Genomic DNA, 26,982 nt, shown 5'->3' with positions numbered 1-26,982 from the left:
TTATTTTTTGTTATTACATACAGATGAAAAATTGCAGTAAAGGGAATAACAGGACATTTCCGCTAAAATTAAAATCTCTGGCCTTGCTCTCCAGAACATAATATCCATCAATATGCCGGAATTAATTTACAGGCTTTTCGGAGAAAACTTACACGGTATAATAGGACGCGTTTCAAATATGAATAAGAAAAACCTCTTTGCCATTATCCATTAAATGAGATACCGACACGGAGGAATTGTTCTTCTACTACGTTAACAAGGATGCTTTCGCTCTTTCCAGGGAAATACTACCGTATAAGGATCTGCACACTTATCCTTCCGGCTTTTCGAGAGTTTTAGCAAAACTCAGCATAACGCTTTTAACAATCTGAGGCATAAAAAATGAAACCGGCATCCGTTATCATTATGGACGAACACCCTATCGTCAGAATGTCGATAGAAGTCCTGCTACAGAAGAATAGTAATATCATCATCAAACTCAAATCAGGAGACAGCCATGAAGTGCTGGACTGCGTGCGTAACCATGATATCGATCTGGTGATCCTCGACATTGAGCTTACAGGGACAGATGGTTTCGCATTACTTAAGAGAATCAGGAACTTAAACAAAAACATCAAAGTGCTTTTTCTCTCGTCCAAATCCGAGGCCTTTTATGCCGGTCGCGCCATTCGCGCCGGAGCAAACGGTTTTGTCAGTAAACGAAAAGACTTAGGTGAGATTTACAACGCGGTGGAAATGATCCTCAACGGCTATTCGTTTTTCCCTTCAGAGACGTTGAGCTTTATAAATCATTTGGGCTCGCGCACCGGCGCTGCCGTGGATATGCCATTATCAAATCGTGAGGTGACGGTACTTCGTTATCTGGCGAATGGATTATCGAATAAGGAGATTGCCGAGCAGTTATTATTAAGCAACAAAACAATAAGCGCCCACAAATCCAATATCTATTCCAAGCTGGGCGTGCAAAGTATTGTTGAGTTAATTGATTACGCGAAAGCGCACGAATTGCTGTAACCTGAATTCACTCCCTGCAACTTATGTGAGTTGCAGGGAGTGCGGTCAGCGCTAATTATAATTAATCATAAACGTCGCATCGGCATCCGCCCGACCGGGCTGGGGATTATCGGCCGTGGCAATATAATTGGCATAGAACGCCAGCTCAGCATTTCCCAGCGCATCCACGGTTACAGGCTGGCTGGCCTGCTCCAGTACCAGACGCGTTTTATCCCGATCGCGGATCTCCACCGCGACATGCGTGGCATCACTCGCCTCGTTTAATCCCAGCAGGCTGTTGTCACTCCCGTCCGCTTTGCCCGAAAAGGTAATGGACGCCGCCCCCGGTGGGCACCCGGTCAACTTCAGCGTAAACGGCATTGGCTGCGTGCGGCTGCCGGTGGTTCTGAGCTGTTTGGTCGGCCAGGTGCCAAGCGGCACGGTTTTGTCGCTGTCGCTGCCCTCCGCCACGCAGGTGAAATCGACGATATTGCCGTAAAGCTGGATGTTAATTTCCCCCAGCGCCGTGTTTGCCCCCGCACTGGCGTGGAACATCAGCAGCGCAGCCGCTGCCGCATATCGGGTGACACTCCGCATCACGCCTCCTTAATCGTAATCCACGCGCAGATAACCGCGCGAGGTGAAGCGGCCTTCCGCCGGTTTATTGCCCGTCACGCTTACCGGCCAGGCCCGGATCCCTACCTGCGCCTGCGCGTTGTCGTCCAGACGGAACGGAATTTTGCTGCTCAGGCTGTTAGGCGTTAATGGCGTACCGCTGTCGTTGGCAATGATAAACCCCACGTCCTTGTTGTCGGACACCAGCATATTACCGTTCACGCTGCCGCTATCCGCTTCGATACGCATCGTCAGGTAGGCGTTCGCCTCAACGTTGGTGCATTTAATGGCAACGGTTTTGCTCTGGGGCGAAACCTTTTGCGGCCGGTTGCCTGCCCCCGCCTGGCTGAACAGCGACGCGCCAATATCGCCGAAGTCGAATTCCACGATTTGCCCTGCGTTAATGGCGCAGCTCTGCGGCACCTGAATGGTACCGCTGTAGCTGATGGTGTAGACCGGCGTACCGTTGATGGGGTCCGACGACGATGTCGTGACGTAAACGCTGAACATCGTCTCACGCGGGATCTCCACCATATTGATGAAGCGGCGCGTCACCTTGAGCCGGAACACCAGGTTGGAGTCCTTTACCGCGAAGGGCTTATTTTTAGAAACGTTAGGGTGGCTGCCCATCTGAATATAGTTTTGCGGAGGATAAAAGACCCCGGCATAGCTGTCGGTTATCTTCATCGCGCCGTCGAGGTAGTCATTCAGCTTAAGATACTTGTAGCCATCGATGGTGGCGGTCGGGGTAAATCGGGTCACATAGCTGCGCTTGGTCGTGTTGCCCGTTGTGCCTTTAGGACACACCGCGTTTACCCCTACCCACTGCGATTTTTGACCCAGTGTGACGATCTGACCCACCTGGTTATTTGAGCTGTTAAAGGTATCGGTCAGGTCGTAAAAAATATCCGTCGGCACGCCGTTTTCATTTACACACACCGTCGCCAGCGCGTGTGTAGCCGGAAGGCTTACCAGCACGAGCGCCAGCAGGCCGCGGCGAATAGTTCGTTTATCGATCACAAGAGATCTCCTGTTGTGCAATCGCCTGTTGCAGGCTCTCTTCCGGCAGGCTGTAAGACGCCCGGCACTGCATGCTTGCGCCGTTGCCCCACTGAATCAGCAGTTGTCCCTGGAGCGGCAGGCCGCTTAAGTAAATTTGCCCGTCATCGCCGACCATGCTGGTCACGCCGCTTTGCGTTTCGCGCACCACGGCACCAAACGGTACCGGCTGGCCGTTGCGCTTCACGGTCAGCAAGGCGCGCACGCCGATGCGGGTATCGAAGCTGGCGCGGACCAGCGCGCCTTTGGTCGGCACCACGCTCGACACGTTGTTTTCGATGTCGGTGTTGTTGCTCATGGAGTTCACGTCCAGCGCCACGCGGTTATAGCGGTAGACGGTGGCGTACGGCATGACCGCGTAGCCGCGCCAGTCGGTTTTGACCCCGGTCTGGTTCTCCACGCTGACGCCCGTCGCACCCGGCGCTTTGATCAGCACGTTGGTGTCGCCCAGCGGCTGGCTGAAGGTCACCCCATCGGCATGACCAACCACGCCACCCGACAGCTGCCAGTTGAGATCGTGCTGATCGCGGGCGTAGTTGTAGCCAACGCCCAGCGTGCCGTAGGTCGCCTGCCAGTTCGCGCTGGCGCTGCCGCTTGAGCCGTTATGGCTGGTGTGGCCCTGGCTCACGCTGTAGTTGAGGTTGCGATCCTTGAGTAAGGTTCCGCTGATCCCGGTTTGCCAGCTGGTATCGCCGTCGCTATTGCGGCTGGCAGACGCCGTGGCGTAAGCGCGGTCTAGTGCGCTATCGCGGCGATAGCCGTGGCGGGTAAAGAGGCTGAACGGCACAGAAACGTTAAACGAGGCGATGCGGTCCGTCCCGTCGATACCGACGGCCTTATTCCACGACCAGGAGACAGAGTAGCTCACGCCCTTCATCCCGCCCGAGTAGCCGAGCTGATACCAGAGGTTCGACTGATCGGTGCCCCAGTAGGTTTGCTCGCTGCCAGAGACATAAAGCGAGCCATAGTCCCCCAGCGACTGAGAGATATTGAGCTGGAAGCGCCCTTTTTTATTCCACGTCAGGTTGTGATAGCTCTGCACGTCCGGCACGCCGTCATTGTCTTTGCTGTCGCCGTACTGATAGCCCTCCATGGAGCGCCAGGCTACGTCGTCCAGGGTGTAGAAGCCTTTGGTGGAGTAGCGATAGCCCAGCAGCTGGAAGTTGGTGCCGAAGCCGTTTAAGGATTTCGCATACAGGAAACGCAGGGACTGCCCTTCGTGGCGACTGTCGTCCGCCAGCTGGCTACGGGCGTGGGTGAGATCGAGCGAGACCGCCCCCCAGTCGCCCAGGTTTTTCCCCGCGCCGATAGCCAGCGCGGTGTAACGCGATGCCAGCTGCGTGCCGCCGTACAGCGTATAGCCCTCATTCAGCCCCGCAATCAGCGTACCCTGGGTGAAGAACGGCGTATCCTGCTGGCTGTTGCCGCTGCGGTAATCCCCCGCCACCAGATCGTATTTCCAGCGTCCTTCGCGCTGCAGCAGCGGTACGGTGGAGTACGGCACGGTATAGCGCTGGTTGCTGCCGTCTTTCTCCTCAACCGTGACCTCAAGGTCACCGCTGGATGACGTCGGGTTCAGGTCGGTAATGGCAAACGCGCCCGGCTGCACGTAGCTTTGGTAGATGACGTAGCCGTTCTGGCGGATCACCACTTTGGCAGGAGTACGGGCGATACCGCGCACGGTAGGCGCGTAGCCCTGAAGGCTGTCCGGATACATGCTGTCGGAGGAATACAGCCGCCCGCCGCGAAAACCGAGGCTGTCGAACACATCGTTGCCGGTATTGCTGTCGCCCAGCACCAGCTCGCTTTTGAGAGGAATGACCGTGCGCTGCGCCCAGGTGCCGATATTTTGCCAGTCACTGTGGCGCTGGCCGTTGCTTTGGGTGTAGCGCCACGCGCCGTTGTTACGCAAGCGCCAGGCACCGTAATTCAGCCCGCTTTGCAGGTTCAGGTAGTAGCTGTCATCGTCGCTTCCCCGGTTGCCAGTAAAGCTGTAGTTCACCAGCGCGGCGGGGATCCCCTCGTCCCACTGATCTGGCGGAATGTACCCGCGCGCGCTGTTCTGCATCGCCACCTGGGGCAGGCTGACGTCGAGACGCTGTGAGGCAAAGTTGAACGCCGCTTCGCTGCCCGGAATCGCCGTCGTTAGCGGGACACAGGTGTCTCCCTGCACGTTAGCCAGCTCAGGGAAAGCGGCAATGTTAACCCCAAAGCGATCGAGCATTGCGCGGGTAATGCACGCCGACAGTCCGCCCGCCACGGGCGGCGTGTTCTCGGCCTGCTCAAAACGAACATCCTGCGTGCCGATGAACTCATCGTTACGCCAGATATCCACGCGGTAGACACCCGGTGCCTGCTGGTGACCCTGCTCAAAGCGCGACAAATCCGCCACGTTAGCGGTGTCGTCGGACAAAAATGCCGGGTTGAAATAACTTTCGCTCCAGCCGGTGTGCGGCCAGAGCGTTGTCATCAGTGCCAGTGCAACCGGGCAGTAACGCCATTGAGTGTTCATCGCCCTGACTCTGCTCACAGACTGACGCTACGCGCGGGGGTAATCGCACCGTAATCATTCACGCTCTGCCAGGAGAGCGTCCCGCCTGCGGATGCGGGCAACACCTGCTGCGCGGAATTTTTAGGGGCAATCATCAGGTTATCCAGCGTCTTTCCCCCCAGCTTGAGGTTAACCAGCGTGACGTAGTACGGCGAGGCGTTGCTGACCTTCAGGTGGTTTCCGACGCGTTCAAAACGCAGCTGGGAGAGCGCCTCTTCCGGCGGCATCGCCAGGTTAGCCGGGCGAACGAAGAGTTTGATGCGCGACAAAATAGCCAGCTGCAGCACGTTGCTGCCATCCTGATGAGATTTACTGACCGAGGGAATGGCTTTGACGTTCATGTAAAAGAGCGACTCGCGGTCTGCGGGCAGCGCCGGGCCGGCATAAATAATACGCAGCGTGTTCTCACTGTTCGGCTCGCTGACAAACAGCGGCGGGGTGACGGCAAAGGTCTTCTCTTTCTGCCCGCTGGCGTTTTCAACCCATGCGTTAATTAAATAACGCTCTTGTTTATTACTGTTGGTGATAGCCAGCGACGTCTGTTTAGCATCCGCCGGATAAATAACGCGCGTAGCCCCGAGCGCAATACCGCCGGAGGCCTGAGCGAAGGGGGAAACCATCATTAAAATAAAAGATAAAATCAGTCCTGGTTTAATTAGGATGTTCATCACAACCGTACCTTTAATTATGCGTTCGCAGGCGTTAGGGATAAATCAACGTAAACCAGACATCCGACTGAATATTGCCTGGCACGAGGTGTTCGGAAATAGCCCGGTAGCGGGCGCTGAAATGAAACGCCAGCTCACTGGTGTTAATGGGCAGCCAGCTTACCGCCGCTGCATTGGGGATAATCTGACGCTGCTGCTCGTCGAAAAGGGCCAGCCCTAAACCGCTGCTGATCGGGGCTTCGCCTGGCCGCGATGTCGCCAGGAAAACCTGCGGATCTTCAGCAGGGGTAGCGCCCTGAAACTGGATCCCCACGATGCGGGAGACATCCACGCTGCAGTCCAGCAGCCGCACGGTGAAAGGCACATTCACCGTTGAGTAACTGCCGACACCGGAAAAGGCGTTGGTGCGGTACTGCCCCATGTCTACGCGCATATTCTGGCTGTCGGGTGCCACGGCACAACCGCCGTTGACCAACTCCCCTCTGAGGTGCACTTTGCCGCCGTCGATGATGACGGTATGGGCGAATGCCGGCAGCGCCATCGCAAGGGTTAACAGCAGTGTCCCTGTCCTTCTCATCCTTCATTCCCGCCGTTAGCGTTAGAGGGCCTCCTCCCTGAGGCCAGTAACATCCCTGTGCAGAAGACTTATTCGTATTTCATCACGAAGGTGGCGTCAGCGTTCGCCTGGCCTGGCGTGGTCGCCGCGGCGGTCGCTTTATAGCGCGCGGTGAAGTTCAGGATGTTGGTTCCTTCAATCAGGTTCTGCGCCGCAGAGAAGGTGGCACCGTCCGGGGTCAGCGTGGTGGATTTGCTGTCGAGGATTTCGATACCTACCCCTTTCGCGGAGTTGTCGTTGTTACCGGATGTCACCGCCAGCAGGGTTTTGTCGGTAGCATCGATCTGGCCGGTGAACGCAACAGCAGCGGTTTTCGCTACCTGCGGATCGCAATCGTTCAGCTCAATGGTGAAAGGAATATTAGAGGTGGTGTCACCCACTTTGGTGAATTTCGCGGTACGGTACTGGCCGAGTTTAACCGTCTGCTCGGAAGAATCGGTATTTACGGAACACGCCGCATTCACTAATTCACCTTTAAAATGCACGGTACCGCCATTAACGGAAACCGGCGTGGTGGTATCTTCTGCATGCGCGGCACCCGCGACCAGGGCCAGTGCAGCAATAACGGTCGTAGCAATGTTGCTAAGTTTCATGTCTATTCCTTTAAAATGTAAATAACCCTTCCCGCAAAAACGGGAATAAGAAATATGCTCAATCAATCAAATGAAAGATTATTTCGGAGGAAACAAAGTAGCCGAGGAACGAATATTAAAACATGTCAAAACACTGCCATTTCGCCAGGTCACATCCTAATCGCGCCTAAGAAATTGACCCTGTCGTCGTCAGGGCTTTTGTTCGCGGATCGGGAATTCTCGCAAAGGGTGACTGACAGCGGCGCTCGCTTCTGACAAAATACAGGCAATCCCCCCTTTTGAACGTTACAGACGGAATCCTCTCTCTGATGGCAGCAAAAATTATTGACGGTAAAACGATTGCGCAGCAGGTGCGCTCTGAGGTCGCGGAAAAAGTGATGGCGCGTAAAGCGGCAGGTCTTCGCGCGCCAGGGCTGGCCGTTGTGCTGGTTGGTAGCAACCCGGCCTCGCAGATTTATGTCGGCAGCAAACGCAAAGCGTGTGAAGAAGTTGGCTTCGTCTCGCGCTCTTACGATCTGCCGGAGACCACCAGCGAAGCGGAACTGCTGGAACTTATCGACACCCTGAATGCCGACAAAGCGATCGACGGCATCCTGGTGCAGCTGCCGCTGCCTGCGGGCATCGACAACGTGAAAGTGCTTGAGCGTATCGCGCCGGACAAAGACGTTGACGGCTTCCACCCGTACAACGTGGGTCGCCTGTGCCAGCGCGCCCCGCGCCTGCGCCCGTGCACCCCGCGCGGTATCGTGACGCTTCTCGAGCGTTATAACATCGATACCTACGGCCTGAACGCCGTGGTGATTGGCGCGTCGAATATCGTGGGCCGTCCGATGAGCATGGAGCTGCTGCTGGCAGGCTGCACCACCACCGTGACCCACCGCTTCACCAAAAATCTGCGCCATCACGTCGAAAATGCCGACCTGCTGATCGTGGCCGTCGGGAAGCCGGGCTTTATTCCGGGTGAGTGGATCAAAGAGGGCGCCATTGTCGTGGATGTCGGGATTAACCGACTGGAAAGCGGCAAAGTGGTGGGCGACGTGGTGTTTGAAGATGCCGCAGCCCGTGCGTCATACATTACCCCGGTTCCGGGCGGCGTAGGCCCGATGACCGTAGCAACATTAATTCAGAATACCTTGCAGGCCTGCGAGGAGTATCACGACGTAGAGGACGCGTAAGATGGCGACATTTTCATTAGGTAAACACCCGCACGTTGAGCTGTGCGATCTGCTGAAGCTGGAAGGCTGGAGCGAAAGCGGCGCACAGGCCAAAATTGTGATCGCCGACGGACTTGTAACGGTCGATGGCGTGGTGGAAACCCGCAAGCGCTGCAAAATCGTTGCGGGCCAGACCGTGAGCTTTGAAGGCCAGAGCGTGACTGTTACCGCCTGAGCCGTGTGGTGCCCGGTGGCGCGACGCTTACCGGGCCTACATACTGAGTTTATATTGCCCCTCACCTCGGCCCTCTCCCCACAGGGGCGAGGGAGAAGACCGCACCGGGCAGTCCCCTCTCCCCTGTGGGGAGAGGGTTAGGGTGAGGGGAACAAACCGCTCTTCTCTCACTTTATCCCCCACATCCATCACGGTTAATTATCGATCAACTTCAAAGAATCACTATTTCGTTTACCGAATTGTGAAATTTAAGTTGCGCGCTTTTCGGGCTTTCCTCACGATAAGTAGAACGTTCTACTAAAACGTTCTACTAACAATAACAGCGCTAAAAAAAGCGCTACTCGGGGGAAGTCAGCATGAGTCTGATATCAGGGTTTGTTAAATCGTTGTCTAAGTTATCGATGATTGGCCGCGCCTTAATGCTGCCAATTTCACTGCTTCCCGCTGCGGGCCTGCTGCTGGCTTTCGGCGATAAGTTTCATCTGCCGCTGATGATGAACGCGGGCGGGGTTATCTTTGATAACCTGCCGATGCTGTTTGCCATCGGCTCTGCCGTGGGTCTGGCGTCCGAATCCGGTATCGCCGCGCTATCTGCGGCGGTCTCGGTGTTTGTCACCAACATTACCATCAGCACCGTGCTGAGCATCACGCCGGAAATGGCCTCTCAGGGCGGGAAATACGCCATGGTGGTCGGCATTCCGACGCTGCAAATGGGCGTCTTCGGCGGGCTTATCTGCGGTATTCTCGCGGCCTGGTGTTACAACCGTTTCCACACCATGCAACTGCCGGAGTTCCTCGGCTTCTTCTCGGGTAAGCGTTTTGTGGCGATCGCGACGGCGTTCCTGTCGTTCCTGCTCGGCCTGCTGCTGCCGTACGTCTGGCAGCATATCCAGTCCGGCATCGACGCGCTTTCGGTGGTGGTAAACGGCGATAATCAGGCGGCCTCGACCTTTATCTTCGGTCTGGTGGAGCGTGCGCTGATCCCGCTAGGCCTGCACCACATCTGGTACCCGTCGTTCTGGTACTCGTTCGGGGATTACACCACCCAGGCGGGCCAGGTGATCCACGGCGACCAGACCATCTGGTTCAAGATGCTGGAAGAAGGGGTGAAATCCTTTAGCAGCGACACCTACCAGAACGCCGGTAAGTTCATGCAGGGGGAATTCCCGCTGATGCTGTTCGCGCTGCCTGCGGCGTGTCTGGCGATGTACCACGAAGCGCACACCAAAAATAAGAAAATCGCGGCCGGTATTCTCTTCTCCGCCGCACTCACCTGCTTCCTGACGGGGATCACCGAGCCGGTCGAGTTCACCTTTATCTTCGTGGCACCGATTCTGTACGTCTTTAACGCCATCATGGCGGGCCTGGCCTACATGACCATGTACCTGATGCATGCCCATATTGCCAAGTCGTTCTCTGCGGGCTTTATCGACTATCTGTCGTTCGGGATCTTGCCGTCGTTTAACGGCTACCAGACCAACTTCCTGAGCGCCATTATCATCGGCATCCCGATGGGCCTGATTTACTACTTCACGTTCCGCTTCGTGATCCGTCGCTTCGACGTGAAAACGCCGGGCCGTACCGAAGTGACCGCCAATGCGGATGACAAATCCGATTCCGAACTGGCAACCGATATCATCGGCCTGCTGGGCGGCGCGCAGAATATCAACTCCGTGGGATCCTGTATCACCCGCCTGCGTCTGGAAGTGGCGAAAAGCGAGGCGGTGGATAAAGACGGCCTGAACGGACTCGGCGCACGCGGTGTTGTCTTCGTGGGCGACAACGGGATTCAGGTGATTTTCGGTGCCAGAGCACAGTTTATCGCCCAGACCATGTCCACGATGATCGGCAAATAATAAGATGCCTGAACGATACGTCTCCTGTACGCTGGGAGACGTGTCATATCTGGCTGATAATCGGTAAATTTCAGGGAGCGGTTTTGAAGAAAGTCAGCATTATTGATGTCGCAAAGCATGCGGGGGTCTCGGTTTCTACCGTGTCGCTGGTGCTACGCCAGAAAGGGAAAATCTCAGAGGCCACGATCGGGAAGGTCAATGCTGCCATCACTGCGCTCGGCTATGTTCATAACGTCGCTGCCGCCAATCTTCGCGCCAACACCTCCAATCTTATCGGCCTGATCCTGCGGGACTTCAGTGACAGCTTTTCCATCAAGGTGATGGCAAGCATTGTTCAGGAGCTGGAGAAACAGGGCTACATGGTTTTTCTCGGCCAGCCACTGAACGATGGCGATCGGCTGGCGCGCTGCCTGCTGTCGTTTAAGCAGCAGGGCGTGGCGGGGGTGATCTATCTTGCCTCCGATACCCGTACCGCCGCTCTGCCGGAGCATATTCGTCAGTGTCCGCTGCCGCTGGTGGTGGTGTCTCAGTCTCTGCTGGATGAAAAATGCAACCTGGTGATGCGCGACAACCGCCAGGCGGCGAACCTTGCCGCGCGCTATCTTATCGAGCGTGGTCATCGCGCTATTGCCTATATTGGCGGGCGTGAAGGCTGTCATATCCGCGAACAGCGTCTGCTCGGGTTTCGCAGCGCGCTGACGCAGAACGGGCTGGTCTGGCGGGAGGAGTTCTCCCCGGCCTGCAGCGATGATACGCTGGCGGCCGGTTACGCCACCCGTCATCTGCTGGAAAAAAACAACAGCATCACCGCCCTGCTCTGCCACTCGCCGGATGCGATGATCGGATCTGTTTCCGGCATCCACCAGGTGGGGCGTACCGTCGGTAAAGACGTGTTTCTGACGCAGCAGGTCGCGCTGGTGGGTTTTGAAGATATGCTACACGTGAACCTTACCTCGCCGTCTTTCACCTATGTTTCCTCGGCCAGCGAAGAGACCGGACGGCAGGCCGCCGGGCTGATGATCCGCAAGCTCAAAGAGCCGGAGCTGCAAACCCAGCGTATCACCCTTTCCGGCCAGCTTATCGCCCGCGAATCGGCATAAAATCAGAATTTAACCCCGCTCTTTTTGTCGGCATTCGCTGCTATATTTCCCTGCTTTAGCCTGGAATATACCGATGCCGACCGTTATCACTCACGCTGCCGTTCCGCTGTGCCTGGGTTTAGGGCTGGGAACAAAGGTAATCCCTCCGCGCCTGCTGTTTGCGGGTGTTGTCCTCGCCATGCTGCCGGACGCCGACGTGCTGGCGTTTAAGTTCGGCGTGGCCTATGGCAACGTCTTCGGCCACCGCGGCTTTACCCATTCACTGCTGTTTGCCTTTGTGGTGCCCCTTCTCTGCGTGTTCATTGGCCGACGCTGGTTCAGGGCAAGCCTGACCCGCTGCTGGCTGTTTCTCACCGTATCGTTGCTGTCGCACAGCCTGCTGGATTCAATAACCACAGGCGGAAAAGGCGTCGGCTGGCTGTGGCCGTGGTCGGATGAACGGTTCTTCGCACCGTGGCAGGTGATTAAGGTCGCGCCGTTTGCGCTATCGCGCTATGCCACGCCGTACGGGCATCAGGTGATACTTTCAGAACTGCTGTGGGTATGGCTGCCGGGGGCGGTGGTGCTGGGGGTGCTGTGGTGGAAGCGGAGGTAAAAGAAAAGCCGGGTGGCGGCTACGCCTTACCCGGCCTACGGTCTGGATTTGTAGGCCCGGTAAGCGTAAGCGCCACCGGGCGTGACGAACTTACTTACGGCGCCAGGTCGTGCCCTGCGGGCCATCTTCCAGAATTATGCCCATCTCGGTCAGACGGTTACGCGCTGCATCTGCGGCCGCCCAGTCTTTCGCCTGACGTGCTTCCAGACGCGCCTTGATAAGCCGCTCAATCTCAGCCACTTCACCCTCGTCTGCCTGGGCACCGCTCTGCAGGAACGCGTCTGGCTCCTGCTCCAGCAGGCCGAGCACGGAGGAGAGCTTACGCAGGTGCGATGCCAGCGCGTTCGCCGCGGCCATGTCCTCAGACTTCAGGCGGTTCACTTCGCGCGCCATGTCGAACAGCACGGAGTAGGCTTCCGGCGTGTTGAAGTCATCGTTCATCACCTCAACAAAGCGGGCTTCAAACGCCTCGCCGCCCGCAGCCGGTACTGACTTATCGGTGCCGCGCAGCGCGGTGTACAGACGCTCCAGCGCCGAGCGCGCCTGCTTCAGGTTCTCTTCGCTGTAGTTCAGCTGGCTGCGGTAGTGACCGGACATCAGGAAGTAGCGCACGGTTTCCGCGTCGTAATACTTCAGCACGTCGCGCACGGTAAAGAAGTTGCCCAGCGATTTCGACATCTTCTCGCGGTCAACCATCACCATGCCGGAGTGCATCCAGTAGTTGACGTATTCGCCGCCGTGGGCGCAGGTAGACTGTGCAATTTCGTTCTCATGGTGCGGGAACATCAGGTCCGATCCGCCGCCGTGAATATCGAAGTGTTTGCCCAGCTGTTTGCAGTTCATCGCGGAACATTCAATGTGCCAGCCCGGACGGCCTTCGCCCCACGGAGACGGCCAGCTTGGCTCGCCCGCTTTGGACATCTTCCACAGTACGAAGTCCATTGGGTTGCGCTTCACGTCAACCACGTCAACGCGCGCACCGGCCTGAAGCTGCTCCAGATCCTGACGGGAGAGCTGGCCGTATGTGGGGTCGGTCGGCACGGAGAACATCACGTCGCCGTTGTCGGCAACATAGGCGTGGCCACGTTCGATCAGCTTTTCGGTGAGATCGATAATTTCATGAATATGGTGCGTTGCGCGCGGCTCGCTGTCCGGGCGCTGGATGTTCAGCGCATCAAAATCGTTGTGCATTTCGGCGATCATGCGATCGACCAGCGCCACAAAGCTTTCGCCATTTTCATTAGCGCGCTTAATGATTTTGTCGTCGATATCGGTGATGTTGCGCACGTACTTCAGGTTGTAGCCCAAAAAACGCAGGTAACGCGAAACCACGTCGAAAGCAACAAAGGTACGGCCATGGCCGATATGACAGAGGTCGTAAACCGTAATACCACACACGTACATGCCGACTTCCCCGGCATGGATAGGTTTAAATTCCTCTTTTTGGCGCGTCATTGTATTAAAGATTTTTAACATCGAAGATTCCATGTAAACACGTGTGTGGACGAAAACCGACTATTCTACCCGTAATTCAAACCCGAAGCAGCACACAATGCAAGGTGATCGCGCCTTGTGGTTATGCTATAACAAGCCCCTATATGTGGCCCGAGCACGGGTCGACGTACCACAATAACGGAACAGGATGCAAAAATGGTTACTTTCCACACTAATCATGGCGATATCGTAATCAAGACCTTTGATGACAAAGCGCCTGAAACAGTTAAAAACTTCCTGGACTACTGCCGCGAAGGTTTCTACAACAACACTATTTTCCACCGTGTGATCAACGGCTTTATGATCCAGGGCGGCGGTTTCGAACCTGGCATGAACCAGAAAGAGACGAAAGAAGCGATCAAAAACGAAGCGAACAACGGGCTGAAAAACACCCGTGGTACGCTGGCGATGGCGCGTACTCAGGCTCCTCACTCTGCAACCGCGCAGTTCTTCATCAACGTGGCTGACAACGACTTCCTGAACTTCTCTGGCGAAAGCCTGCAGGGTTGGGGCTACTGCGTATTCGCAGAAGTGGTTGAAGGAATGGACGTGGTTGATAAGATCAAAGGCGTTGCCACTGGCCGCAGCGGTATGCACCAGGACGTTCCTAAAGAAGACGTTATCATCACAAGCGTGACCGTCAGCGAGTAATTCGTGGCGACACTCTTTATTGCAGATCTGCATCTGCAAACAGAAGAACCGGCGATCACCGCCGGTTTTCTGCGTTTTTTACGCGGTGAAGCGAAAAGCGCCGATGCGCTGTATATTCTGGGCGATCTGTTTGAAGCCTGGATTGGCGACGACGACCCCACCCCGCTGCACCGTGAAGTGGCTGAGGCCATTAAGACGCTGGTGGATTCCGGTGTTCCCTGCGCCTTTATCCACGGCAACCGCGATTTCCTGCTGGGCAAACGCTACGCGCGTGAATCCGGCATGACGCTGCTGCCGGAAGAGCAGGTGCTCGATCTCTATGGCCGCAAGGTGCTGATCATGCACGGCGATACGCTCTGCACCGACGATACCGGCTACCTGGCGTTTCGCGCCAAAGTGCATACGCCCTGGATCCAGACGCTGTTCCTCGCCCTGCCGCTGTTTATCCGCAGCCGTATCGCGGCCAAAATGCGCGCGAGCAGTAAAGCCGCCAACAGCAGCAAATCGATGACCATCATGGACGTTAACCCGCAGGCAGTGGTTAACGTAATGGAAAAACACCGCGTCCAGTGGTTGATCCACGGTCATACCCATCGTCCTGACGTGCACAACCTTATCGCCAACGGCGAACCCGCGCATCGTGTGGTATTAGGCGCATGGCACAGCGAAGGTTCGATGGTCAAGGTCACCCCCGACGGCGTTGAGCTGATCGCCTTTCCGTTCTGATTTTCCCGCGTAATTTTGCGGCAAGTTTACCCGCGCAACCGTTTTCCTTGCCGATATTACATGCTATTCTCTGTGCCCTCGAAAGCAGTGTGTTCCGCACCACAGGAGTTTTAAGACGCATGTCTTCCCGCAATAATCCGGCGCGTGTCGCCATCGTGATGGGGTCCAAAAGCGACTGGGCTACCATGCAGTTCGCCGCCGAAATCTTCGAAATCCTGGACGTTCCGCACCACGTTGAAGTGGTCTCCGCACACCGTACTCCCGATAAGCTGTTCAGCTTCGCCGAAGGCGCAGAAGAGAACGGCTACGCGGTGATTATTGCCGGTGCGGGCGGCGCAGCACACCTGCCGGGCATGATTGCCGCCAAAACGCTGGTGCCGGTACTGGGCGTTCCGGTCCAGAGCGCGGCGTTGAGCGGTGTCGATAGCCTCTATTCCATCGTCCAGATGCCGCGCGGTATTCCTGTGGGTACCCTGGCGATTGGCAAAGCGGGTGCGGCCAACGCCGCCCTGCTCGCTGCACAGATCCTGGCGACCCAGGATAAAGCGCTGCATCAGCGTCTGGTTGCGTGGCGTAAAGCCCAGACCGACGAGGTGCTGGATAACCCGGACCCACGAGGTGCGGCATGAAGCAGGTTTGCGTTCTCGGCAACGGTCAGCTGGGCCGTATGCTGCGTCAGGCCGGTGAGCCGCTGGGTATTTCCGTCTGGCCCGTCGGGCTGGACGCCGAACCGGAAGCCGTGCCGTTCCACCAGAGCGTCATTACCGCCGAGATTGAACGCTGGCCGGAAACCGCCCTGACCCGCGAACTGGCGCGCCATAATGCCTTCGTTAACCGCGATGTGTTTCCGATCATCGCCGACCGTCTGACGCAAAAACAGCTGTTCGATAAGCTCGGTCTGGCGACCGCGCCGTGGCAGCTGCTGTCTGACAAACGTGAGTGGAATGACATCTTCGCGATGCTGGGCGAGCTGGCTATCGTTAAGCGCCGCGTGGGCGGTTACGACGGGCGCGGCCAGTGGCGACTGCGCGCCCATGAAACCGCTGAACTGCCGGAAGAGTGCTACGGCGAGTGCATCGTTGAGCAGGGCATCAACTTTAGCGGTGAAGTATCGCTGGTTGGGGCTCGCGCCCATGACGGCAGCACGGTGTTCTATCCGCTGACGCATAACCTGCATCAGGACGGCATTCTGCGCACCAGCGTGGCCTTCCCGCTGGCTAACGCCGCGCAGCAGGCGCAGGCGGAAGAGATGCTCTCTGCCATCATGCACGAGCTGGGCTACGTGGGCGTGATGGCGATGGAGTGCTTTATCACGCCGTCCGGTCTGCTGATCAACGAGCTGGCACCGCGCGTGCACAACAGCGGCCACTGGACGCAAAACGGCGCGTCGATTAGCCAGTTTGAACTGCACCTGCGCGCCATTACCGACCTGCCGCTGCCGCAGCCGGTGGTGAACAGCCCATCGGTGATGATCAACCTGATCGGGACCGATCTGAACTACGACTGGCTGAAGCTGCCGCTGGTGCATCTGCACTGGTACGATAAAGAGGTTCGACCGGGCCGTAAGGTCGGCCACCTGAACCTTAATGATTGCGATAAAGACCGCCTGCGCGCGACGCTGGAAGCCCTTACCCCGCTGTTGCCGCCGGACTATGCGAGCGGCATTGTCTGGGCGCAATCAAAGCTTAAGTAAGACATCTGCGCCGGGGAGTTGATCTTCCCCTTCCCCGGCGTACAATCCCCGCCCATTGCTGCTTAGTTTTCTTCTGGAATAACCATGAACGATGGAACGGACTATCGCGCGATCCTCGCGTCCGATACCCCTTTAATCGACGTTCGCGCGCCGATCGAATTTGCCCAGGGCGCGATGCCCGCCGCCATCAACCTGCCCTTGATGGACGACGACGAGCGTGCCGCCGTCGGCACCTGCTATAAACGTCAGGGGCCGGAAGCGGCGCTTGCGCTCGGTCACAGTCTGGTTGCGGGCGCAACGCGCGACGAGCGGATTAACGCCTGGCGCGAGGCCAGCCTTGCCCACCCTGACGGCTATTTTTGCTGCGCGCGCGGTGGCCAGCGTTCGCATATTTCACAGGCCTGGCTGAAAGAGGCGGGTATCGACTACCCGCTGATCCGCGGCGGCTATAAGGCCCTGCGTCAGGCCGCGATTCAGGCGACGGTCGAGCAGTCACAAAAACCGATGGTGCTTATCGGCGGCTGTACCGGAAACGGTAAAACCCTGCTGGTAAAACAGCATGCGCAGGGCATCGATCTGGAAGGGCTGGCGCATCATCGCGGCTCGTCATTTGGCCGCACCCTTACGCCGCAGCTTTCCCAGGCGAGCTTTGAAAATCACCTTGCGGTTGAGCTATTGAAAAAAGATGCCACGCGCTGGGTGCTGGAAGATGAAGGCCGGATGATTGGCTCCAACCATCTGCCGGAGTGCCTGCGCGACCGCATGGTTGAGGCCCCGATCGCCGTCGTGGACGATTCGTTTGATGTTCGCCTTGAGCGGCTGCGCGAAGAGTATTTCGACCATATGTGGGCGGACTTCTCTGCCGCCTATGGCGAAGAAGCTGGCTGGAAAGAATACAGCGAATACCTGCATCACGGGCTTTACGCTATTCGCCGCCGTCTGGGGCTGCAGCGCTATGCCGAATTGACTGCCCTGCTCGATTCCGCGTTGCTTGAACAGCAACGGACGGGCTGCACTGAGGTTCACTTTAGCTGGCTTGCGCCCCTGCTTAACGACTATTACGACCCGATGTACAGCTATCAGCTTGAGAAGAAAGCGGACAAGATTGTTTATCGCGGCACGTTCGCAGAGGTTGCGGACTGGTTGAACCGCTGAAAAAAGCCGGGTGGCGGCTGCGCCTTACCCGGCCTACGATTGCTTTTGTCGCCCCGGTAAGCGCAGCGCCACCGGGGAACAGACGGCTTAGAAATCGTAACGCAGACGCACCAGGTTCATATCGCCCAGGTTGTCGGTGCTGGAGGTGAACACGTGTTCGTAATCCACGCGGAAACCATAATCCAGCTGGAAGCTGATACCCACGCCGTTGTCGATGCGCTGGTAGTTGCGGCCATTCACATACTGGATGCGATCGCCCATGAAGTAAGGCTGGATGGATTTCACCGCATACTGGCCGACCGGGAATTTATAGCCTGCGAAGTATTCAATACCCCACGCGTCACCCGCGAAATAGTTATCGGTAGAGACTTTTTTGGTGGTCAGGAAGTTCTGATACCAGCCGCCGCCTGCGGAGAAGGTCCAGTTATCCGGCGTCCAGCTCAGCGCGGTGCCGAGGATGTTCTGGTCGTAGGATTTGCTGTCGCCGTTGTCCGGGTTACGCATATCTGCGCGGGTATAGTTCCACGCCGCGCCCCAGGTCAGGTCGGTGGTCAGGTGGTAATCCAGTCCCAGTGAACCGCCGCCTTTACGTTTGTAACGCAGGCCGTTGCCTGGCAGGTATTCGCTGTCTTCAAACAGGTAGGATGCATAGATATCCGCATCGCCAACGGTTTTCTTATATTTCAGCATTTTGCGTGAACGATAAGAGCCGTCGTAATCGCCGTTGATACCGTTACCCGGTGCCTGACCGATCATGTCGTAGTCCCAGATATCGGTTTTCGCGCCAACCACGTCGTAGTAAACGCTGTTCTGCTGGCCGAAGGTCAGCGTACCCCAGGTATCGCTCTTCAGGCCGGTGTAAAGCATGCGGCGGGAGGTGTCGTTCGCGCCTTCCGCGTAGTGGTTGTCCCAGTTGAACAGCGCAGGAATGTTCACGCCCAGCTCGTAATAGCTTACCCAGCTGATGTCATCAAACAGGTAGTAATCTGCTGCGAAGCGGAAACGGGTGCCGCCGTCGAAGCCGTTACGCTTGTAGGAACCTTTGTCACCGTCGCCGGTCATCATGTTGAACTGCGGACGGATGCTGCCGCCCACGGTGAAGTTCAGACGGCTCAGCGGATCGCCCGCCTGAGGATCTTGTTTAAGAACGGTGATTTCCGCCTGGGATGCGAAGGTGGTTAATGCCACTGCCGCGCCGATCGTTGCCGCCAGCGCTGATTTTTTTATAGTCATTATTTTTCCTTGATAGACACGCTGCTAAATATTTAGCTGGTGAATATTAACCGGAAATAATCGAGCTGTGTGGGCAGGTTTTTAATGATTTGTGCTACTAAATGCGTGGGTATTATCGTTTCGTGCTACCAAATGATTACGCACCAGCATATAAACCGGTGCGCAATCATCACAACGCTAAACTAACTGACAAACTGGCGGAACAGCGCCTTGCCTTTCAGCAGCCGCGTCCCGAGCCAGCCGCCACACAGTGAAAGCAGGATCGCACCGCTCAGGGGCAGGATGACCCACAAACGCCAGTCCGGCTCCCAGGGGAAATCAAAGACCCTGGTCTGGAGCACCGCCAGCGCCGTCTCCGCGCCGATAGCCGCCACCAGCCCGGCCACCAGACCAAGCAGGGCGAACTCGCTCCACAGCGTGGCGCGCAGCAGCCGCTTACCGGTCCCCAGCGTGCGGTAGACCACCAGCTCCTGATGCCGCTGGCGCATGCCGACCTGCACCTGGGCCAGCAGCAACAGCACGCCGCAAATCGTCACCAGCACCACCATCACTTCCAGCGCACGGCTTACCTGCTCCAGCACCTGCCCCACCTGCTTAAGGATCGCACCGATATCCAGCAGGCTCACCGTCGGGAACTCCCGGTTAAGCTGGGTCAGCATGCCATTGCCATTCTCCCAGCGGAAGCTGGTCAGCCAGCTCTGCGGCTGACCGTCGAGGGCACCCGTCGGGAAGATAAAGAAGAAATTGGGCCGCAGGCTTTCCCAGTCGACCTTGCGCAGGCTGGTCACGCTGGCGCTGAAGTCCTGCGTGTCGCCGGTGAAGGTCACGCGATCCCCCAGCTTCACGTTCAGGCGCTTCGCCAGCCCCTCTTCCATCGACACCTCGCCCGCTTTCGGCGGCCAGGCGCCGGCGGTAATCGGGTTATGGTCCGGGCGTTTATCCTGCCAGGTCAGGTTCAGCTCGCGGTTAAGCGATTCATCCTTATTGCCGTCGGTCGACAGACCATTAATTTGCGTCAGACGCGCGCGAACAATCGGGTAGAACGCCTCCGGCACGATCTGATGCTCAGACAGGAAGCCTTTTAGCGGCGTCACCTGCTCGGGGGCAATGTTGATCAGGAAATAGTTCGGGCTTTCCGGCGGAAGCTGCTGCTGCCAGCGATCCAGCAGATCGCCACGCAGTACCAAAAGCAGCGCCAGCAGCATAAACGACAGCGAAAATGCCGAAAGCTGGCTGAGAGTGGACCACGGCTGATGCAGCAGACGGTTAACCGCCAGCCGCACCGGCAGGGATTTTACCGTGAGTTTTTTCATTACCTTCAGCAGCAGCCAGCCCACCACGCCGCACAGCAGCGCCAGCACCACCGCGCCCGCCAGAACGGCCCACAGCAGCGTGCTGCCGCCCATCAGCCAGGCCAGCAGGCCAACCGCCACGGCGATGATCACCGGCAGGTAAAACCTCAGCGGCCAGACGTTCGCCACCGCATCGCGGCGCAGCACGCGCAGCGGTTGGGTGGCAAGCAGCAGCCGGTACGGGCGCAGCCCCACCAGCAGGGAAATTACGGTCATCGCGCCAATGGCCCACAGCCACGGCCAGAGGCTGGCGGGGGGCAGCGCGGCTGGCAGCACCGGTTTGAGCAGCACCATCAGCAGCTTTTCAAACAGCAGGCCTATTGCCCCGCCGGTAACAGCAGACAGCGCCAGCACCATCAGCCACTGGCCGACGATCAGCCTGCGCAGTTGCGCCCTGCCCGCTCCCAATGTTTTGAGGATCGCCACTAGATCGTAACGGCTGCGGCAGTAGTGCCCCATCGCCACGGCAACCGCCGCGACGGCCAGCAGCAAAGTTAACAGCGCCGAAAGCAGCAGGAACTGCTGGGAACGTTCGAGGGATTTACCCAGCGCCCCGTCGTCCTGTTCCAGCCCGTACCAGCGGTGTTCTGGCTTGAGTTGCGGCAACAGCCATTTTTCATAGGCCTCAAGCTGGGCAGGCGTGCCGCCGAACTTGTAGCGCCAGGTGACGCGGCTCCCCGGCTGAACGGCGTGGGTTTTCGCCACATCCGCGGTGCTCATCAGCAGGCGCGGCGCAAGCTGGAACGGGTTAAAGCCGGAGTCAGGCTCCTGGACCACCTCCCCGGCAATGGTCAGCGTGGCATCGCCCACGTCAATGCTGTCGCCGGTTTTCAGATTCAGTAAGGCCATCAGGCGCGGGGCGAGCAGCACCGTGCCGGGCGTCGGTTTGAGTCCGGGCGGATTGGTCTGCAACTCGCCGTACATCGGATAGATATCATCCACCGCTTTGACGCTGGCGAGCTGCGGGGTATCGCCCGCGAAGGTCATGGTCTGGAAAGTGAGCTGCTCGCCAACCTTCAGCCCTGTCCTGCGCGCTTCGTCAATCCACGCGGAGGAGACCGGGCGCGAGCTTTGCAGCGCCCTGTCGCCCGCCATAAATTCGCGGCTTTGCTGGCTTAACCCTTTTTCCATGCGGTCGCTGACGCTGCCGAGCGCCAGCACGCACGCCACCGCCAGGCTTAACGCCAGCCAGACAATCAGCAGCGACGGCGAGCGCCATTCGCGCCAGAACCAGCGGGCAATCATGCTTCCTCCTGAAGAATACCATTCACCAGACGCAGGCGTCGGTCGCAGCGCGCGGCCAGCTGCGGATCGTGCGTCACCAGAATCAGGGTCGTGCCGTGTTCACGGTTGAGCGAAAACAGCAGATCGGCAATTTTGTCCCCGGTTTTGCGGTCCAGGTTGCCGGTCGGTTCATCGGCGAAAAGCACCTCCGGGCGACCGTTGAAGGCGCGCGCCAAGGCGACACGCTGCTGTTCACCGCCGGAAAGCTGGGCCGGAAGATGATCGAGACGTTTTCCCAGCCCCAACTGCTCAAGCAGCGCTTTGGCGTGATCGCGACTCTCGCGGATGTTTTCGCCGCGCAGCAGCCCCGGCAGTTCGACGTTTTCCAGGGCGTTCAGCGTCGGGATAAGCATGAAGGACTGAAAGACAAACCCGATATGCCGGGCACGCAGCGCGGCGCGCGCCTCTTCATCAAGCTGGTGCAACGGCTGCCCGACCAGATTGACCTCGCCGCTACTGCCGTCGTCCAGCCCGGCTAAAATCGCCAGCAGCGTGGACTTACCGGAACCGGATTCGCCAATCAGCGCGATGGTTTCAGCGCGTTTGACAACGAGTTCAACTCCGGTAAGGATGGAAAGCTCGTGTTCCCCCTGACCGACGGACTTCTCAAGACGATGAACTTCAACAATGTTTTCCGCTGGCATTTGCCCTTCCTGTTTTTGATTCTGTTGACCTTCCGCGCGGCGGCAGCGGACACATTACTTATTCTGGGTGATAGCCTGAGCGCAGGCTATCGTATGGCGGCCAGTGCGGCCTGGCCTGCGCTGCTCAATGACAAATGGCAGAGTCAGACCACCGTCGTGAACGGCAGCATCAGTGGCGATACCTCACAGCAGGGGCTGTCGCGCCTGCCCGCGCTGCTCAAACAGCATCAGCCGCGCTGGGTGCTGGTGGAGCTGGGTGGCAACGATGGGCTGCGCGGTTTCCAGCCTCAGCAGACGGAACACACCCTGCGCACCATTCTGCAGGAGATCAAGGCGGCTAACGCCCAACCCCTGCTGATGCAAATTCGCCTGCCCGCAAACTACGGTCGTCGGTATAATGAAGCCTTTAGCGCGATTTACCCTAAGCTTGCCAAAGAGTTTGATATTCCGCTGCTGCCATTTTTCATGGAAGAGGTCTATCTCAAACCCCAATGGATGCAGGACGACGGTATTCACCCCAATCGCGATGCTCAGCCGTTTATTGCCGACTGGATGGCAACGCGACTGGCTCCTTTAGTTAAACATGACTCCTAATTCAGCGGAGATCCTGACAGGTAAAGTTATGCAAAAATCGGTCTTAATTACAGGATGTTCCAGCGGAATCGGCCTTGAAAGCGCGCTCGAACTGAAGCGCCAGGGATTTTGGGTGCTGGCCGCCTGCCGCAAACCTGAGGACGTAGCACGGATGACAGGCATGGGACTGACCGGCATTCTGCTGGACCTGGACTCCCCCGAGAGCATTGAACGTGCCGCAGATGACGTGATCGCCCTGACCGACAACCGTCTGTTCGGTCTGTTCAATAATGCCGGTTACGGCGTTTACGGCCCGCTGCAGACCATTTCCCGCGAACAGCTCGAGCAGCAATTTTCCGCCAACTTCTTCGGCATCCACCAGCTGACAATGCGCCTGCTTCCGGCAATGCTGCCGCACGGGGAGGGTCGCATCGTGATGACCTCCTCGGTGATGGGGCTGATATCTACCCCCGGACGTGGCGCCTACGCCGCCAGCAAATATGCGCTGGAAGCCTGGTCCGATGCGCTGCGCATGGAATTGCGCCACAGCGGGATCAAGGTCAGCCTGATCGAGCCAGGCCCCATCCGCACCCGGTTTACCGATAACGTTAACCAGACGCAGTCGGATAAACCGGTCGAAAACCCCGGGATCGCCGCACGTTTTACGCTCGGGCCGGAAGCGGTCGTCGCGAAAGTGCGCCATGCTTTTGAGAGTGACAGACCGAAAATGCGCTATCCGGTAACGCTGGTGACACACGCCGTTGGCTGGTTAAAACGCCTGCTGCCGGGCCGAATGATGGACAAAATTTTACACGGCTGAGTTGAAGCGTCGCCGCTGACCCCCATGTAAAGTACAAACCGATAAAAGAGAATGCCGCATGTCCGTACAGAATATCGTCAATATTACTGAAGCAAACCTGCACCAGACGCTCGAACAGTCGATGACGAAACCGGTGCTGTTCTACTTCTGGTCTGAACGCAGCCAGCACTGCCTTGAGCTGACGCCTGTCCTTGAGCGTCTCGCCGCGCAGTACAACGGTCAGTTCATTCTGGCAAAACTGGATTGCGACGCAGAGCAGATGGTGGCCTCACAGTTTGGCCTGCGCGCGATCCCAACGGTGTATCTGTTCCAGAACGGCCAGCCTGTTGATGGGTTCCAGGGCCCGCAGCCAGAAGAGGCGATCCGCGCCCTGCTGGATAAAGTGCTGCCGCGTGAAGAAGAACTGAAAGCGCAGGAAGCCATGGCGCTGATGCAGGACGGCAAATACGACGAGGCGCTGCCGCTGCTGAAAGAGGCATGGCAGTTATCGAACCAGGAGAGCCAGATTGGCCTGCTGCTGGCGGAAACGCAGATTGCCCTTCACCGTTCAGAAGACGCCGAAGCGGTGCTGAAAACCATTCCACTGCAGGACCAGGATACCCGCTATCAGGGACTGGTGGCGCAGATCGAGCTGCTGAAACAGGCGGCAGATACCCCTGAGATCCAGCAGCTTCAACAGCAGGTTGCCGACAACCCGGACGATGCTGCGCTTGCCAGCCAGCTTGCGCTGCAGTTACATCAGGTGGGCCGTAACGAAGAGGCGCTGGCGCTGCTGTTCGGCCATCTGAAACAAGATCTGGGTGCCGCAGACGGCCAGGCGCGTAAGATGTTCCAGGAGATCCTCGCCGCGCTGGGTACCGGCGACGCGCTGGCATCAACCTATCGCCGCCAGCTGTATGCCCTGCTCTACTGATAAAAAAAGCCCGGTGGCGCTGCGCTTACCGGGCCTACCTTTTCTCTCAGCGCGTCTCTTTCAACTGCGTCACCACCAGCTGATGGCGCGCGTTGTAAAACTTCCGATAGGTTAAGTAGCAAGCGATGATGGTCGACAGGCTCGCCGTCGAGAGCAGCATGAAGGTCACCATAATCTGATACTTGATCGCCTTGACCGGGTCGATCCCCGCGAAGATCAGCCCCGACATCATGCCGGGCAAACTGACCAGCCCGACCGTTTTGGCCGAATCCACCGTCGGGATAAGCGATGATCGAATGCTATCCCGAATCAGACGCGCCGACGCCATTTTGGGCGTTGCCCCGAGGCTTAGCTTCTCCTGAATCTGCTGCTGCTCGCTGCTAAAGCGCTGGCCCAGATTGTTATAGCACAGCCCTACCGCCACCATCGCGTTGCCGGCGATCATCCCGGAAATGGGTATGACCTGCATCGGGGTGAACTCAATCGAGCCGGACAGCACCAGAACCGCCAGCGTCAGGGCGGTGCCGGTGGCGATCGCGATAAACGACGAGAGAAATGCCTTATCAATATACTTGCTGCGCTTTTGCGCGTTCCATGCCGCGTTGAAGCAGATAAACAGCACCATCAGCAGCGTGAGTACCGCGTGATTAACGTTGAAAATGTACTTCAGCACATAGCCGACAATGATGAGCTGGATAATCGCGCGGCAAATACTCCACAGAATATCTTTCTCCAGCCCCAGCTTTTCCCGGTAGCTGACCACGATCGCCACCAGCACCAGCAGCATCGAAAACGCCAGCGATTCGTTGGTAATGTTATGCTCGCCCACGGTTTGCCTCCTGCATTTTCCCGCTCTGCGGTTTAAGGGTGATGACGTCATCCGCATGGGTAATTTCGTTTGCGTCGTGCGTCACCCACAGCACGCCAATGTTCTGCTCACGCGCGTAGCCGTGCACAATTTCATTGACGTTGCGTTTGTTGACCTCGTCAAGCGCGCTGGTGATTTCATCCAGCAGCAGCACCTTCGGTAAGAACTGCAGGTTGCGGATCAGCGACACGCGCTGCTTCTCCCCGCCCGACAGTTCATTAATCGATTTGGTCAGCGTCTCCGGTGACAGGCCGAACCGCGCCAGATCGTCGGTAAAGCGCTGCGGATCGGGCGTTTTGTTACGCAGCAGCCAGGGGAAGATCAGGTTGTCGTAAACCGTTTCGCCAAACAGCGACGGCGTTTGCACACAGTAAGACACCTGCTGCCGATAGCTTTCCGGCGTAAGGGTGGCAATATCCTTTCCCTCAAACATCACGGTGCCCTCTGTCGGGCTGAGCAACGACGCCACAATTTTCAGCAGCGTGCTTTTGCCGCAGCCGGACGGCCCGGTGATCAGCTTGAACTCCCCGGCTGAAAGCGTGAAATTAACCTGCTGCAGGATAGCGGCATCCCCCACGCGATAGCCTACCTCATTGATCTGCAATAGAACGTTATGGTTTCCCATCATTCTCCCTTTTATTTAAAAGACTATAAAAAGTCTAATTCGAACCCAAAAACCACACTTTAATTAAGACTTTTATACACCTGTATCTGCGCATACCTGCAGTTATGACAGCCCACTTCCGATCACAAAAATGGCAAATTTCGTTCGAAAGCGCGCGCTGCATCGCAAAAACCAGCAGTGTAAACGGTCACTTAACAAACACTTTTTAATGATTTAAGTCAAAAAATAACACATAGACACAATCTAGAATCAGCCACACAAAAGTCAAATCAAAGACTATGCAAACCTTAATTAAGCCCTAAATAAACTGTTATTACTCACACAACGAAGTCATCGATAACTTTACGTGTGAAATGACGCCTAATGATGATAGTCAGGAAGTGAAAAATGAGAACCACCGTTAAGATGCTGGCCTCTGGCATGGCGATGTGCTTTGTTGCGCCGGCGGCATTAGCCATCAGTACTGAGCAAGCCGCGACCAATCTGCAGGGCGCTGCACAATTCTCCCATCTCGCAAGAAAATCGTATAGCACGGCGTTGCAGACCGAGAGAGTTACCGGCCAGGCCATGTATGCCGCATTTTCTCAATACGGCGTTTATTCCCCTGAGGCCACAGCAGCCGTTCAGGCACACAGCGATGCCATTGATCGGATCAAGGCTGCACGCCTTGAGGACAAATTCGGCAGAACACAGCTGGACGCCGCGCGTCTGGCATTAAAAACGGCAACCCCTGATGCCGTTCCGACATCCCACGCCGTGCCACAGCCTATTCCTCAGGCAACGCCACAGGCGATCCCGAAGCCGATGAAAGCCCCTTTGCTGAAAGTCCAGGCCGTGCCGCAGGCTGTTCCTCAGGCCATTCCGCAGGCGATCCCGCAGCCGATGAAAGCCCCTGTGCTGAAAGTTCAGGCCGTGC

At 57.3% G+C, this 26,982-nt stretch carries 26 protein-coding genes and 1 pseudogene; 15 read left to right on the top strand and 12 right to left on the bottom strand.

What is annotated here, in order from left to right:
• The first annotated feature begins 381 nt into the window (after positions 1-381).
• Positions 382-1,014: a fimbria biosynthesis transcriptional regulator FimZ gene (gene fimZ / locus QLG21_RS09185; protein WP_137849161.1), complete on the top strand. Its 633-nt coding sequence runs from the start codon at positions 382-384 to the stop codon at positions 1,012-1,014.
• 51 nt (positions 1,015-1,065) lie between these two features.
• Here the strand turns inward: fimZ and sfmF are convergent, their stop codons facing one another.
• The 6 genes from sfmF to fimA form a co-directional block, all read right to left on the bottom strand.
• Entirely contained in the window at positions 1,066-1,590 is a 525-nt protein-coding gene (gene sfmF / locus QLG21_RS09180; RefSeq protein WP_282484267.1) for a fimbria assembly protein, read from the bottom strand.
• Between the two features lie 9 nt (positions 1,591-1,599).
• Positions 1,600-2,628, bottom strand: coding sequence for a type 1 fimbria D-mannose specific adhesin FimH (gene fimH, locus QLG21_RS09175; protein ID WP_282484266.1), 1,029 nt, complete (start codon positions 2,626-2,628; stop codon positions 1,600-1,602).
• Positions 2,618-5,179: a fimbrial biogenesis usher protein gene (locus QLG21_RS09170; protein ID WP_282484265.1), complete on the bottom strand. Its 2,562-nt coding sequence runs from the start codon at positions 5,177-5,179 to the stop codon at positions 2,618-2,620. Before QLG21_RS09170 ends, fimH begins: the two co-directional genes overlap by 11 nt.
• 14 nt (positions 5,180-5,193) lie before the next feature.
• On the bottom strand, positions 5,194-5,886 hold the full coding sequence (fimC, locus tag QLG21_RS09165; protein ID WP_282484264.1) for a type 1 fimbria chaperone FimC: 693 nt from the start codon (positions 5,884-5,886) through the stop codon (positions 5,194-5,196).
• A 34-nt stretch (positions 5,887-5,920) separates the two neighbouring features.
• Positions 5,921-6,463 (bottom strand): type 1 fimbrial protein subunit FimI, encoded by a 543-nt coding sequence (gene fimI / locus QLG21_RS09160; RefSeq protein ID WP_006176988.1) that lies wholly within the window; start codon positions 6,461-6,463, stop codon positions 5,921-5,923.
• A gap of 68 nt (positions 6,464-6,531) precedes the next feature.
• Positions 6,532-7,095 carry a type 1 fimbrial major subunit FimA gene (gene fimA, locus QLG21_RS09155; RefSeq protein ID WP_006176987.1) on the bottom strand — a complete coding sequence of 188 codons (564 nt, stop codon included), beginning with the start codon at positions 7,093-7,095 and terminating at the stop codon, positions 6,532-6,534.
• 308 nt (positions 7,096-7,403) lie between these two features.
• On the opposite strand from fimA, the gene folD reads away from it, so the two are divergent.
• The 5 genes from folD (at position 7,404) to QLG21_RS09130 (ending at position 12,035) form a co-directional block, all read left to right on the top strand.
• A complete protein-coding gene (gene folD, locus QLG21_RS09150) occupies positions 7,404-8,270 on the top strand; it encodes a bifunctional methylenetetrahydrofolate dehydrogenase/methenyltetrahydrofolate cyclohydrolase FolD (protein WP_058609965.1) in 867 nt (288 codons plus the stop codon).
• A gap of 1 nt (position 8,271) precedes the next feature.
• Positions 8,272-8,484 (top strand): ribosome-associated protein YbcJ, encoded by a 213-nt coding sequence (gene ybcJ / locus QLG21_RS09145; protein WP_088207804.1) that lies wholly within the window; start codon positions 8,272-8,274, stop codon positions 8,482-8,484.
• 356 nt (positions 8,485-8,840) lie between these two features.
• Positions 8,841-10,340, top strand: a complete 1,500-nt coding sequence (locus QLG21_RS09140; RefSeq protein ID WP_042320878.1) for a PTS transporter subunit EIIC — start codon at positions 8,841-8,843, stop codon at positions 10,338-10,340.
• 83 nt (positions 10,341-10,423) lie between these two features.
• Positions 10,424-11,440, top strand: coding sequence for a Mal regulon transcriptional regulator MalI (malI, locus tag QLG21_RS09135; protein WP_088207805.1), 1,017 nt, complete (start codon positions 10,424-10,426; stop codon positions 11,438-11,440).
• A 73-nt stretch (positions 11,441-11,513) separates the two neighbouring features.
• Positions 11,514-12,035 carry a metal-dependent hydrolase gene (locus QLG21_RS09130; RefSeq protein WP_282484263.1) on the top strand — a complete coding sequence of 174 codons (522 nt, stop codon included), beginning with the start codon at positions 11,514-11,516 and terminating at the stop codon, positions 12,033-12,035.
• 90 nt (positions 12,036-12,125) lie between these two features.
• On the opposite strand, the gene cysS is transcribed toward QLG21_RS09130, so the two are convergent.
• Positions 12,126-13,511 (bottom strand): cysteine--tRNA ligase, encoded by a 1,386-nt coding sequence (gene cysS, locus QLG21_RS09125; RefSeq protein ID WP_137849167.1) that lies wholly within the window; start codon positions 13,509-13,511, stop codon positions 12,126-12,128.
• 174 nt (positions 13,512-13,685) lie between these two features.
• Here cysS and ppiB point away from each other — a divergent pair, with 174 nt between their 5' ends.
• The 5 genes from ppiB to mnmH all read left to right on the top strand — a co-directional run bounded on the left by ppiB (position 13,686) and on the right by mnmH (position 17,754).
• Positions 13,686-14,180: a peptidylprolyl isomerase B gene (gene ppiB, locus QLG21_RS09120; RefSeq protein WP_006176980.1), complete on the top strand. Its 495-nt coding sequence runs from the start codon at positions 13,686-13,688 to the stop codon at positions 14,178-14,180.
• Positions 14,181-14,183: 3 nt separating this feature from the next.
• On the top strand, positions 14,184-14,906 hold the full coding sequence (gene lpxH / locus QLG21_RS09115) for a UDP-2,3-diacylglucosamine diphosphatase (RefSeq protein WP_058609960.1): 723 nt from the start codon (positions 14,184-14,186) through the stop codon (positions 14,904-14,906).
• A 119-nt stretch (positions 14,907-15,025) separates the two neighbouring features.
• Positions 15,026-15,535, top strand: a complete 510-nt coding sequence (purE, locus tag QLG21_RS09110; protein WP_006176978.1) for a 5-(carboxyamino)imidazole ribonucleotide mutase — start codon at positions 15,026-15,028, stop codon at positions 15,533-15,535.
• Entirely contained in the window at positions 15,532-16,599 is a 1,068-nt protein-coding gene (gene purK / locus QLG21_RS09105) for a 5-(carboxyamino)imidazole ribonucleotide synthase (RefSeq protein WP_282484262.1), read from the top strand. Before purE ends, purK begins: the two co-directional genes overlap by 4 nt.
• An 84-nt stretch (positions 16,600-16,683) precedes the next feature.
• Positions 16,684-17,754 carry a tRNA 2-selenouridine(34) synthase MnmH gene (mnmH, locus tag QLG21_RS09100; RefSeq protein ID WP_282484261.1) on the top strand — a complete coding sequence of 357 codons (1,071 nt, stop codon included), beginning with the start codon at positions 16,684-16,686 and terminating at the stop codon, positions 17,752-17,754.
• 87 nt (positions 17,755-17,841) lie between these two features.
• Here mnmH and QLG21_RS09095 read toward each other — a convergent pair whose 3' ends face one another.
• The 3 genes from QLG21_RS09095 to ybbA all read right to left on the bottom strand — a co-directional run bounded on the left by QLG21_RS09095 (position 17,842) and on the right by ybbA (position 22,267).
• Positions 17,842-18,987 (bottom strand): porin, encoded by a 1,146-nt coding sequence (locus QLG21_RS09095; protein WP_282484260.1) that lies wholly within the window; start codon positions 18,985-18,987, stop codon positions 17,842-17,844.
• Between the two features lie 182 nt (positions 18,988-19,169).
• Entirely contained in the window at positions 19,170-21,584 is a 2,415-nt protein-coding gene (gene ybbP, locus QLG21_RS09090; RefSeq protein ID WP_282484259.1) for a putative ABC transporter permease subunit YbbP, read from the bottom strand.
• Positions 21,581-22,267 (bottom strand): putative ABC transporter ATP-binding protein YbbA, encoded by a 687-nt coding sequence (gene ybbA, locus QLG21_RS09085; RefSeq protein WP_282484258.1) that lies wholly within the window; start codon positions 22,265-22,267, stop codon positions 21,581-21,583. Before ybbA ends, ybbP begins: the two co-directional genes overlap by 4 nt.
• On the opposite strand from ybbA, the gene tesA reads away from it, so the two are divergent.
• The 3 genes from tesA to QLG21_RS09070 are packed head-to-tail and all read left to right on the top strand — an operon-like array spanning position 22,238 to position 24,573.
• The gene (gene tesA / locus QLG21_RS09080) at positions 22,238-22,861 is read left to right on the top strand and encodes a multifunctional acyl-CoA thioesterase I/protease I/lysophospholipase L1 (protein WP_042320869.1); all 624 of its coding nucleotides are present in this window, start codon (positions 22,238-22,240) and stop codon (positions 22,859-22,861) included. The two genes, ybbA and tesA, sit on opposite strands and share 30 nt — an antisense overlap.
• On the top strand, positions 22,851-23,660 hold the full coding sequence (locus QLG21_RS09075; protein ID WP_006176971.1) for an SDR family oxidoreductase: 810 nt from the start codon (positions 22,851-22,853) through the stop codon (positions 23,658-23,660). Before tesA ends, QLG21_RS09075 begins: the two co-directional genes overlap by 11 nt.
• A 58-nt stretch (positions 23,661-23,718) precedes the next feature.
• Positions 23,719-24,573 (top strand): co-chaperone YbbN, encoded by an 855-nt coding sequence (locus QLG21_RS09070; RefSeq protein ID WP_137849175.1) that lies wholly within the window; start codon positions 23,719-23,721, stop codon positions 24,571-24,573.
• Between the two features lie 46 nt (positions 24,574-24,619).
• Here QLG21_RS09070 and fetB read toward each other — a convergent pair whose 3' ends face one another.
• Entirely contained in the window at positions 24,620-25,402 is a 783-nt protein-coding gene (gene fetB / locus QLG21_RS09065) for an iron export ABC transporter permease subunit FetB (RefSeq protein WP_058609956.1), read from the bottom strand.
• A complete protein-coding gene (gene fetA, locus QLG21_RS09060) occupies positions 25,389-26,066 on the bottom strand; it encodes an iron ABC transporter ATP-binding protein FetA (RefSeq protein WP_137849267.1) in 678 nt (225 codons plus the stop codon). Before fetA ends, fetB begins: the two co-directional genes overlap by 14 nt.
• 387 nt (positions 26,067-26,453) lie before the next feature.
• On the opposite strand from fetA, the pseudogene QLG21_RS09055 reads away from it, so the two are divergent.
• A pseudogene (locus QLG21_RS09055) lies at positions 26,454-26,982 on the top strand (hypothetical protein); the annotation flags it as partial.

Origin of the sequence: Enterobacter sp. V87_3 (assembly GCF_029967835.1) — a bacterium.
Taxonomy (GTDB): domain Bacteria; phylum Pseudomonadota; class Gammaproteobacteria; order Enterobacterales; family Enterobacteriaceae; genus Enterobacter; species Enterobacter cancerogenus.
Note: the sequence above shows the minus strand (reverse complement) of the source record. Positions and strands in the feature narration are given on the sequence as shown.